The sequence below is a fragment of the Arthrobacter sp. 05T47 genome (genome assembly GCF_056395825.1).
In genome coordinates, this window is the sequence record NZ_JBFTKG010000072.1 from 1 (window position 1) to 10,447 (window position 10,447).

At 67.8% G+C, this 10,447-nt stretch carries 11 protein-coding genes; 8 read left to right on the forward strand and 3 right to left on the reverse strand.

Annotation, left to right across the window (positions count from 1 at the left end):
- From AC1DEY_RS22425 to AC1DEY_RS22440, 4 genes are all read left to right on the forward strand, one after another.
- Nucleotides 1-271, forward strand: a 271-nt coding sequence (locus AC1DEY_RS22425) for a carboxyl transferase domain-containing protein (RefSeq protein WP_476869919.1), incomplete at its 5' end; no start/stop codon positions are given.
- Between the two features lie 107 nt (nt 272-378).
- A complete protein-coding gene (locus AC1DEY_RS22430; protein WP_441409499.1) occupies nt 379-567 on the forward strand; it encodes an acyl-CoA carboxylase subunit epsilon in 189 nt (62 codons plus the stop codon).
- Between the two features lie 77 nt (nt 568-644).
- Nucleotides 645-2,345: a DUF885 domain-containing protein gene (locus AC1DEY_RS22435; RefSeq protein WP_476869920.1), complete on the forward strand. Its 1,701-nt coding sequence runs from the start codon at nt 645-647 to the stop codon at nt 2,343-2,345.
- A gap of 264 nt (nt 2,346-2,609) precedes the next feature.
- Nucleotides 2,610-4,073 (forward strand): dicarboxylate/amino acid:cation symporter, encoded by a 1,464-nt coding sequence (locus AC1DEY_RS22440; protein ID WP_476869921.1) that lies wholly within the window; start codon nt 2,610-2,612, stop codon nt 4,071-4,073.
- A 14-nt stretch (nt 4,074-4,087) separates the two neighbouring features.
- Here AC1DEY_RS22440 and AC1DEY_RS22445 read toward each other — a convergent pair whose 3' ends face one another.
- On the reverse strand, nt 4,088-4,450 hold the full coding sequence (locus AC1DEY_RS22445; RefSeq protein WP_476869922.1) for a hypothetical protein: 363 nt from the start codon (nt 4,448-4,450) through the stop codon (nt 4,088-4,090).
- A 183-nt stretch (nt 4,451-4,633) separates the two neighbouring features.
- Between AC1DEY_RS22445 and AC1DEY_RS22450 the strand changes: the two genes are divergently transcribed.
- The 3 genes from AC1DEY_RS22450 (at nt 4,634) to AC1DEY_RS22460 (ending at nt 8,365) form a co-directional block, all read left to right on the forward strand.
- The gene (locus tag AC1DEY_RS22450; RefSeq protein WP_476869923.1) at nt 4,634-5,032 is read left to right on the forward strand and encodes a YbjQ family protein; all 399 of its coding nucleotides are present in this window, start codon (nt 4,634-4,636) and stop codon (nt 5,030-5,032) included.
- A gap of 68 nt (nt 5,033-5,100) precedes the next feature.
- Nucleotides 5,101-5,823, forward strand: a complete 723-nt coding sequence (locus tag AC1DEY_RS22455; RefSeq protein WP_476869924.1) for a TetR/AcrR family transcriptional regulator — start codon at nt 5,101-5,103, stop codon at nt 5,821-5,823.
- A gap of 1 nt (nt 5,824) precedes the next feature.
- Entirely contained in the window at nt 5,825-8,365 is a 2,541-nt protein-coding gene (locus tag AC1DEY_RS22460) for an MMPL family transporter (protein ID WP_476869925.1), read from the forward strand.
- 105 nt (nt 8,366-8,470) lie between these two features.
- Here the strand turns inward: AC1DEY_RS22460 and map are convergent, their stop codons facing one another.
- Nucleotides 8,471-9,253 (reverse strand): type I methionyl aminopeptidase, encoded by a 783-nt coding sequence (gene map, locus AC1DEY_RS22465; protein ID WP_476869926.1) that lies wholly within the window; start codon nt 9,251-9,253, stop codon nt 8,471-8,473.
- Nucleotides 9,254-9,319: 66 nt separating this feature from the next.
- Between map and AC1DEY_RS22470 the strand changes: the two genes are divergently transcribed.
- Nucleotides 9,320-9,622, forward strand: coding sequence for a helix-turn-helix domain-containing protein (locus AC1DEY_RS22470; RefSeq protein ID WP_476869927.1), 303 nt, complete (start codon nt 9,320-9,322; stop codon nt 9,620-9,622).
- On the opposite strand, the gene AC1DEY_RS22475 is transcribed toward AC1DEY_RS22470, so the two are convergent.
- The coding region (locus AC1DEY_RS22475) for an HNH endonuclease (protein ID WP_476869928.1) at nt 9,592-10,447 on the reverse strand (856 nt) is incomplete at its 5' end. The genes AC1DEY_RS22470 and AC1DEY_RS22475 overlap by 31 nt on opposite strands.

The following is a 10,447-nucleotide window of genomic DNA, read 5'->3' on the forward strand; positions in this document are numbered from 1 at the left end:
CATGGGCGCCCAGGGAGCCGTGAACATCCTGTACCGCCGCGAACTCGCCGCGGTGGCCGAGGACGGCGGCGACGTCGAGGCCAAGCGCGCCGAAGTGATCCGCCAGTACGAGGAAGAGCTGCTCAACCCCTACCAGGCCGCCCAGCTGGGCTACGTGGACGCCGTGGTGGCACCGTCCGAGACCCGGGTGCAGATCATCAAGGGCCTGCGCGCGCTCCGGGACAAGCGCGCCGCGCTGCCCGCCAAGAAACACGGGAACATCCCGCTGTGATCCCCACCGACTCCCAACCTTCGCCGGTCCCCACCGGCACCCAGCCCTCGCAGGCCCAGGCCGGGTCCCTCGAAGCGGCCACCGCACCGGAGACCGCACCCGCAGTCCTGTTCTCCGTCGCCAAGGGCCAGCCGACGCCAGAAGAGCTGGCGGCGTTGACCGCCGTCGTGCTTTCCCTGGGGCAAGCCGAGCAGGCAGCACCGGAAACCCCTGGAGTCCGGCACTGGGTGCGCCGCCAGCAGCTGCGRCTGGCGCCCCGGCCGGGACCGGAAGCCTGGCGCCGCAGCCTGGGCTGATCRTCCCCGGGCCGGGCGGAGGCAGAAAAAGTTCAGTGACTCTTTCATAACTGACTTGCCCGGGCTAGTCTCGTCGGGTGACTACCGAAACGATTGCCTCAGACAACACTGCCCCCGTGCGCCAGCAGACCGCCATCGACGCCGTCGCCGACGCCTACACGGACACTCTGATCCGGTTGAATCCGAGCTTCGCCACCGAGCTTGGCCTGCCCGGGCACGAGACCGAGTACCAGGACTTCTCCCCCGCCGGCCATGAGGAATTCGCGGCCGCCGCCCGCGAAGCACTCGCGGCACTGGACGGGTTGGAACCGGTCGACGACGTCGACGCCGTCACGCTCGACGCCATGCGTGAGCGGCTGGGCCTGCAGCTGGAAATCCACGAATCGGGCTGGGACACGGCCGACCTGAACAACATCGCCTCACCGTCCCAGGACATCCGCGCCATTTTCGACCTCATGCCGACGGACACCGCCGYGCAGTGGGACCACATCGCGGGCCGGGCCCACAATGTCCCTGCCGCGATCGACGGCTACATCGAGTCGCTGCGCTCGGCATTGCAGGACGGCAAGGTTTCTGCGGCCCGCCAGGTGTCGATCGTGATCGAGCAGGCCACCAAGCACGCCGCGGAGGACGGCTTCTTCGCGAAGCTCGCCGCCGGSGCCAAGACCGCGGAAGGCCCGCTGCCCGCCGACGTGCAGTCAAAGCTCGACGCCGGCGCTGCCGCCGCGCGCGTGGCCTACTCCCGGCTGGCCGGMTTCCTGGAGTCCGAGCTGCTGCCGGTCGCCCCGGCCAAGGATGCCGTGGGCCGCGAACGCTACGCSCTGGCCTCCCGSGACTTCCTCGGCGCCACCGTGGACCTGGAGGAAACCTACGCCTGGGGCGTGCAGGAGCTTGACCGCCTGATCGCCGAGCAGGAGCGCGTGGCCGGGGAGATCCGGCCAGGCGCCTCGATCGAGGAAGCCAAGGAGATCCTGGACAACGATCCCGCGCGGCARCTCAAGGGCACCGACGCCCTCCAGGCCTGGATGCAGGAGCTCTCCGACAAGGCCGTGGCCGACCTCGCGGGCGTGCATTTCGAGATCCCGGACGTCATGAAAACGCTGGAGTGCCGGATCGCCCCCACCGATGAGGGCGGCATCTACTACACGGGCCCCTCGGACGACTTCAGCCGCCCGGGCCGGATGTGGTGGTCCGTGCCGGCCGGCGAGGACACCTTCACCACCTGGGCCGAAACCACCACGGTCTACCACGAGGGCGTTCCCGGCCACCACCTGCAGGTCGCCACCGCCACSTACCGTCGCGAGCTGCTGAACAAGTGGCGCCGGAACGTCTGCTGGACTTCGGGCCACGGCGAGGGCTGGGCGCTCTAYGCGGAGCGGCTCATGCAGGAACTTGGCTACCTCACCGATCCCGGCGACCACATGGGCATGCTGGAYGCCCAGCGGATGCGTGCGGCCCGCGTGGTGTTCGACATCGGCGTGCACCTGGAGCTGGAGGTCCCCGAACGCTGGGGCTCCGGGACGTGGACCCCGGACAAGGGCTACGAGTTCCTGAAGCAGAACCTCGCGATCAGCGAAGGGCAGCTGAAGTTCGAGTTCACCCGTTACCTCGGCTGGCCGGGACAGGCGCCGTCCTACAAGGTGGGCCAGCGGCTCTGGGAGCAGATCCGGGCCGAGCTYGAATCCCGCCMMGGCTTCGACCTCAAGTCCTTCCACACGAAGGCGCTGAACATCGGCTCGGTGGGCCTGGATACCCTCAAGCGAGCGCTGCTGGGCTAGTCCCCACCGAGACCGCAGTCCCACCSTCTCGAGACCGCAGTTCGCGGCAGTGTTTCCTTRGAACATTGCCGTGAACTGCGGTTTCGTGTGACTGGGGCATCCCAGGGACGAGACAATCGCCACATCCCGGCCGGGAATAACTTCACAAAAGTCCCACGCCGTGCGGGAAAGACCGGGATYTAGTGCTGCGGGACCACAAGTCAGCCCGTAATACTTCTCAACATCCGTTCGTCATGCTATGAATGGCCGCCCTAGCGTGTTCCGGTGACCACTCAGACAAACACCCCCGCACCTGCTGGAAAGACCGGGTTCCAGCTGCCCAAATGGGCCGGTTCCTTCGGCTTCCAGATCATCGCCGCCCTGATCGTCGGCCTGGGCCTTGGCCTCCTCGCCAAGTACACYGGCAGCACCAAGACGAGCCCCAACGCCCTCGGCGCCACACTGCAGACCATCGGCTCGAGCTACGTCTCGCTGCTGCAGACCGCCGTGGTCCCCCTGATCTTCACCGCCGTCGTCAGCTCCATCTCCAACCTGCGCGCCGTTTCCAACGCCGCCCGGCTGGCATGGAACACGCTGCTCTGGTTCGCCATCACCTCGCTGATTGCGGTGCTGATCGGCATCGGCCTGGGCGTGCTGCTGCAGCCCGGCGCCGGCACCGGCATCAACCAGGAAGCCAAGTACACCGGCAAGTCCGGCGACTGGTGGGCCTTCCTCACCGGCCTGTTCCCGAAGAACTTCCTGGGCCTTGGCGCGAACACCACCATCACCGACGGCGCCGCCACCACCGCCGTGAGCTTCAACGTCCTCCAGATCCTGGTGATCGCGATCGCCGTCGGCGTCGCCGCCCTCAAGGTGGGCAAGGCCGCCGAGCCGTTCCTGAACCTSAACGCCTCTGCCCTCGCCGTGATCCARAAGGTCCTCTGGTGGATCATCCGGATCGCGCCGCTGGGCACCGTCGGCCTGATCGGCAACGCCGTGGCCGTCTACGGCTGGGACACCATCGGCTCGCTGGGCAAGTTCACCGTGGCGATCTACATCGGCCTGGCGCTGGTGCTGTTCRTGGTCTACCCGGTCCTGGTCCGCAGCCACGGGCTGTCCGTCAAGCAGTACTTCTCCGGCGTGTGGCCGGCCGTGCAGCTGGCATTCGTCTCGCGCTCCTCGATCGGCACGCTGCCGCTGACCCAGCGCGTSGCGGAGCGGAACCTGGGCGTCCCCCGCGCCTACGCCTCCTTCGCRGTGCCGCTCGGAGCGACCACCAAGATGGACGGCTGCGCCGCGATCTACCCGGCCGTGGCGGCGATCTTCGTGGCCCAGTTCTTCGGCATCSAGCTTGATTTCACCCAGTACCTGCTGATCGCGCTGGTGTCCGTGCTCGGCTCGGCCGCGACCGCCGGCACCACYGGCGCCGTYGTCATGCTGACCCTGACGCTCTCCACGCTGGGACTGCCSYTGGCMGGCGTCGGCCTCTTGCTGGCCATCGACCCCATCCTGGAYATGGGCCGCACCGCGGTGAACGTGGCCGGGCAGGCCCTGATCCCGGCGATCGTGGCCAAGCGYCAGGGCATCCTGGACGAAACGCTGTACAACGCGCCGCGGAACGGCGATCCGTTCAGCGATGACGACGTCGACGCCGAYGGCAGGACCGCCGTCGAACCCGCGGAAGCCTCCACTCTTGCGGCAGCTGAGGCGGGACGCGACGATCGGGAACTGGCGGACGCGAAAGCGTAGCGACAGAGCCGACCTTAAAACTTCTCCATGGCGGCGCGGTCCGGTTTCTGCCCYGGGGCAGGAGGAGTGGCTGGCGGCGTGGCCGGCTTGTTGGCTTCGCGGAAGGCCTTCAGGGCGTCGGTGACCTTGGCCTCGTCGACGCCCAGCTTGGCGGCGAGGTCTTTGGCGCGGGTGCCGAATTCCGCACCGCCGYGGCCGTGGTGGCCGCCGCGCATGCCGTGGCCGCCGTCGAAGTTGTCCGCCGGGGCACTCGAACTGGGGGTCGGYGTGGGAGTCGGCGTCGTGGTGGCCGAGGCCATCCCGGCAACTCCGAKCCCGGCGCCCAGCGCCACAGCCGCTGCACCGAGGCCGAGCGCAATTCTGGTTGTGCGTGACATGTGCTGTCTCCTGGATCTGCCGCGCGGTGACGGCGCTTGAAGCCAATGGTTCTGCCGGGGAAGGCTGTTCCACGGGCATCTTTAGTCTGCACCCGCCCCAGCAGAGATAGCTGTTTCCCACCTTTCACTTTCCTGTGAATCTCACAGGGAAATGCGGGCGGCAAAAGTGGATAGGCTCTGGGCATGCTGATCGTCACATCGAACGACATTCCAGGCCACCGGATCGACGCTGTCTTCGGCGAAGTCATGGGCCTGACGGTCCGCTCCCGGGACATCACCGCCCAGGTCATGGCCGGTTTCCGTTCCCTCGGCGGCGGTGAGGTGCTGGAAATGACGCGGGCGCTCTACGACAGCCGGCAGGACGTCATGGCCCGGATGGTGGCCGAGGCCGAGCAGCGCGGCGCCAACGCCATCGTCGCCATGCGCTTCGACACGTCAGCGATCGGGGCGAACTGGACGGAGATCTGCGCCTACGGCACTGCCGTTTTTGCGATTCCGCTGTCCCAGGATCAGCCMGGCGCMACAGGCCAGTCGATCTACCTGACCAACTCCGGCGACACTKCGCCGCRGCTCAAGCCCTGATTTCCGGCTTCAGGCTCCCTCGAAAWAGATACTTGCGCAGAGTGCAAATATGCACGTAGTGTAAGCGCGTGACCCCAGAACCATCTCCTGCCGCCGCCCAGGCTGCCYCCTCCAGCGGACCCGATACCGCACTACCCTCGAGCCGCGAACTGAGCCGTCGCGAACTCAACAAGGCGGCCACCCGTCAGGCCATCATCGACGCCGCCATGGACTTGCTCCGCACCCGGGGTCCCGGAAACTTCACGGTGGAGGACATCGCCGASGCCGCAGGGATATCCCGGCGCACGTTCTTCAACTACTTCGCCAGCACCGAAGTGGTCATTGCCTCGGTGACSCACGGGTTCCTGGACACGGCGCTGCAGCAGTTCCGGCTCCGCCCGGCCGGCGAGCCCATCCTGGAATCCGCGCGGGCYGCCCTGGTTGAGCTYGCCGACCCSATGACCGTGGCTCCCCTGGCCGAGCTGTACAGCATGGGCCAGGCGAAYCCCATGCTCAGCCGTTCCGAACTTGAAGCCTGGGACCACTGCACYGTGGAGATCATCGACGCCGCCCGCGAGCGTTTCGCCCAGGGCCCGGGCATCGAGATCGACGAACTCTACCTCCGYGCMCTCGCGGGCTCCATCATCTCCTGCGGGAAGGCCGCCATGGACGTCTGGTTCGCCCGCTGCGGCGGCGACCTCAGTCCGGATTCCTTGTCCATCCTGCGCCAGCTCCTCATCGACTCCATGAGCCTCCTCGGCTCCGGCTTCGCATCCCACTCCCCCGCCACCCCTTCCCCAGATCGGCACTGACATGGCCCTATTGCTCTACCGTCTCGGCAAGTTCTCCTACCGCCGCCGCTGGCTCGTCATCTCCCTCTGGCTCGCCGTCATGGTGGCCGTCGGCGGAGCCGCGGCAGCCTTCCACGGCACCATGTCCAACAACTTCCAGATTCCCGGCACTGAAACCCAGCAGATGGCCGACAAGCTCAAGCAGGAGCTGCCCAAGTCCTCCGGCGGTTCGGCCGGCATCGTGTTCCAGTCGCAGAACGGCCAGTTCACCCAGGCCGGCAAGGACGCAGTCTCTGCCGCCCTGGCCAAGCTGAAAACCCTGCCCGATGTTCAGGGCACCGTGGACCCGTTCGCTACCCAGGCCCAGCTGGACAAGGCCGTCACGGACGTGGCCGCCGGCGAGCAGCAGGCATCCGCAGGTAAGGCGCAGCTCGATGCCTCGGCCGCCCAGCTGGCCGCCGGGAAGTCCCAGCTGGCCGCCGCGGAGCAGCAGATGACCGCTGCGGGCATGTCCCCGGAGGCCATCGCAGCCCAGCTCGGCCAGCAGAAGGCCGCCCTCACCGCAGGCCAGGAAAAGCTCGACGCCGGGACCAAGGAACTCGAGGCGGGCGCGGCCAAGCTTGATCTGGCCAAGCGCCAGCTGGAGGCCTCCCAGGGCATGCGGTTCGTCTCCGAGGACGGCACGGCGGCGATTGCACAGGTCCAGTTCAAGACCTCGATCAACGGGCTGGCCCCCGCTGTGCGCCAGCAGGTCCAGGACATCGCACACGGAGTCTCGTCTGCCGGCGTGACCGCGCTGGCCAGCAAGGAAATCACCGAGGACGTCTCCGAACTCTTCGGCATCTCCGAGATCCTCGGCATCGCCATCGCCGCACTGGTGCTGATCGTCATGCTGGGAACACTGATCGCCGCCGGCCTACCCCTGCTGATGGCGATCGTCGGTGTGGCCGTGGGCGTYGGSGGCACCKTCGCGCTCAGCGGCGCCATCGACATGAGTTCCATTTCCCCGATGCTGGCGCTYATGCTGGGCCTCGCCGTCGGCATCGACTACTCGCTCTTCATCGTSAACCGGCACCGCAGCCAGCTCCTGGCMGGCATGGACGCGGAGGAATCCGTGGCCCTCGCCACCGGCACCTCCGGCAACGCGGTGCTSTTCGCTGGCCTGACGGTCATCATCGCCCTCGCGGCCCTCGTCATACCCGGTCTTCCCTTCCTGGCCGTMATGGGCCTSTCCGCCGCCGCAACAGTGGCAGTCGCCGTCGTCGTCGCCCTGACCCTCACTCCCGCCATGCTGTCCCTGATTGGCCCCAGGCTCATTTCCCGCCGCGCCTGGGCCAAGGCGGAGAAGCACAACGCCGCCCCGGGCCACGAGCGCGAGGACCGYGCCCGCGACGAACGCCGCAGCACCCGCGGCTGGGGCGGCCTGGTCACCCGGCACCCGGTCCTGTCRCTGCTCGCYGGCGTCCTGCTGCTGGGCATCGTGGCRSTGCCGGCCAGCCAGCTGCGGCTGGCSCTGCCCGACGGCGGCTCCGARCCCGTTGARTCACAGGCGTTCAAGGCCTAYGACGTCACCGGCCGCAGCTTCGGCGAAGGCATGACGGGCCCGATCGTGGTGGTGGGCGACTTCCCCGCCGGCCTCACCGAAGCCGAAGCCACGGCAAAGCAGCTCGACGTCGCCGACATCCTCCGCGGCACGGCCAACGTCACCGCCGCCGTTCCGGTGGCGCTGAGCGAGGACCGCCGCACCGCAGTSTTCCAGGTCATTCCCCGGGAGGGCCCCGCCAGCGCCAGCACGGTCAAGGTGGTCTCCGARCTGCGCGCCGAGAAGAGCCGGATCAAGGACTCCACCGGCGTSAGCATCGGSCTCACGGGYCAGACGGCCGGCAACGTCGACGTCTCCACCAAACTCGGCGACGCCCTGCCCCCGTACCTGGCAATCGTCGTCGGACTGTCCCTGATCCTGCTGCTGCTCGTSTTCCGYTCGATCGTGGTGCCGCTGCTGGCCACSGGCGGCTTCCTGCTCTCGCTCGCGGCCGCCTTCGGAGCCGTCGTCGCGGTCTACCAGTGGGGCTGGCTCGGGGGCGTGTTCGGCGTCGAAAATCCGGGCGCCGTGCTGAGCTTCCTGCCGATCATCCTGATCGGCGTGCTGTTCGGCCTGGCCATGGATTACCAGGTGTTCATTACCTCCGGCATGCGTGAGTCGTTCATGCACGGCGAATCGGCCAAACACGCCGTCCGCACCGGCTTCAGCCATGCCGCGTCCGTAGTCACCGCGGCCGCCATCATCATGGTCAGYGTGTTCTCGGGCTTCATTTTCTCGCACCTGAATATGGTCCGGCCGCTGGGCTTCGCGATGGCCTTCGGTGTCCTGGTGGACGCGTTCGTGGTCCGCATGACGATCGTCCCGGCCGTGATGTACCTGCTCGGCGACAAGGCGTGGTGGCTGCCCCGCTGGCTGAACCGGATCCTGCCGGACGTCGATGTTGAGGGTGCGAAGCTCCGGCCCGCTTCAACGACCTCTGTCAAGAGCGAGCCSGAGCCRGAGGAGGTCGGCGCCCGCTGACACTCGCAGCCTGCCGCCAASTTSCRSGGAAGCCGCCCGCTGATCGATYCGATCGGCGGGCGGCTTTTTCGTGCGCGCAKGGGCGCCGCAGGCGCCGCTCCGACCCTACGACGGCGCTTGGTCCGGCAGCGTGAGGATTTCGKCTCCGTCATTGGTGATGGCGATGGTGTGCTCACTGTGCGCTGTCCGGCACCCGGTCGCGCTTCGGAGCGTCCACCCATCGGCATCGGTGATGAGTTCGGCGGTGTCCGCCATGACCCATGGCTCCAATGCCAGCACAAGCCCAGGGCGCAGTTTGTATCCGCGTCCGGGGCGCCCGGTGTTTGGAATGTGCGGGTCCTGGTGCATCGTTGATCCGACGCCGTGGCCGCCAAAGTCGGTGTTGATCGGATACCCGGCCTCGCTCAGGACCAAACCGATCGCGTGGGAGATGTCACCGATGCGGGCCCCGGGACGGGCAGCGGCTATTCCAGCAGAGAGCGCACGTTCCGTCGCGCTGATCATCGCGACGCTTTCCGAGGGCTTTGAGTTGCCCACGATGAAGCTGATGGCGGAGTCTGCGACAACCCCGCCCTGGGAAACGGCGAGGTCAAGGGTCAGCAGGTCKCCGTCGGCGAGCSTGTMGTCGTATGGCAGCCCGTGCAGCACTGCGTCGTTGACGGAGGTGCAGATGTAGTGGCCGAACGGCCCGCGKCCGAAGGACGGCTCGTAGTCGACGTAACAGGACACCGCTCCGGCTTCGACAATCATGGCCTTGGCCCACCGGTCGATGTCCCGGAGGTTGGTGCCTACTGCGGCACGGCCCTTCAGCGTCTGCAGAATAGTTGCTACGAGCGCGCCCGCCTCCTTGGCCCGGGTTAGTTCGRTCGGGTTGAGGATCTCAATCATGCGGCGCCTYTCTCGCAAAACCAATAACTATCCCGGCCATACTATCCCGGTACTAGAATCGGAGCCATGGTCAGGCTGCCTCTCACACCCGCTGATCTCGAGCGCGGACAGCGCCTCGGCGCCCTGCTCCGGCGCGCCCGGGGGAAGCGCTCGATGCTCGAAACCGCGCTCGATGCCCGCGTCTCTCCGGAGACCCTCAGAAAGATCGAGTCGGGCCGCGTGGCGACCCCTGCTTTCCCGACCATCGCTGCGATCGCCGACGTCCTGGGCCTCTCCCTCGATGCCGTGTGGGCCGAGATMAACCAGCCCGAAGAGGCTGCGGAACCAACGGGCCCCGCTCACAGCACGCGGGAGCGGCTGGCCTCGTAATCCTCGAGCCCGCGGCTGCGCCGGTGGCGTTCGATCGGACCAAGCCGGCTCCCGGGCAGAGGTGGAGCCGTGGAGTAGTASGTGTGGCCGGTGGGGGTGRTGASTTCKAKGGTGTGCCGTCGTCCTGGGCGCGCGACGGCGGTCCAGCCGGGGGTTTCTTTGGTGTGGTTGCAGGCTTCGCAGAGKCCSGMGCCGTTRGCCGCGGTGGTMGGTCCGCCGTTGTGGTGGGAAACGACGTGGTCCAGGTGCCGGATAGGGGCGTCGCAGTATGGAGTACGGCAGGTGTCGTCCCGGACCTGGATGAAGCGTCGGAGCCCTGGCGGGAAGATCCGGGCGCGAGAGTCCATGCCGATCAGCTCGCCGGTGCCGGGATGGGTGTAGAGCCGGCGGAGCCAGACCTTGAACGCGGCTTCATCACCGAAATCCCCGGACGTGTCTGCGCCGCCAGGGGAACCGCCGGACCTGCTGCCGGATCCTTGTGAGCCATCGGGCGGAGCACCGGAACCTTGGCCCGTGGCCGGCTCCGGGTCCACGGAACCGCCGGCGGGGCCGTCAGGTTCCAACAAGCCTGCGCGCCCGTCAGGTTCCAACGAGTCGGTGGGCCCGGTGGTGACGAGGGTGCGGGCCCATTGGGCGGGAACGGTGCCGTAGCCGGGAAGGCGGGCCGGTTCGCTGTCGGCCTGGAAGAGGGTGCGGTCGGTCATGACGAGCTGGATCTCAACCCCGGTGATCCCGCCGGGGGTGCCGGCGGCGCGTTCGACGAGGGCATCGGCCATCAGTTGGCCGCGGCTCCTCGGATCCCCGGCGGCGCGTTGGGTGTCGGCG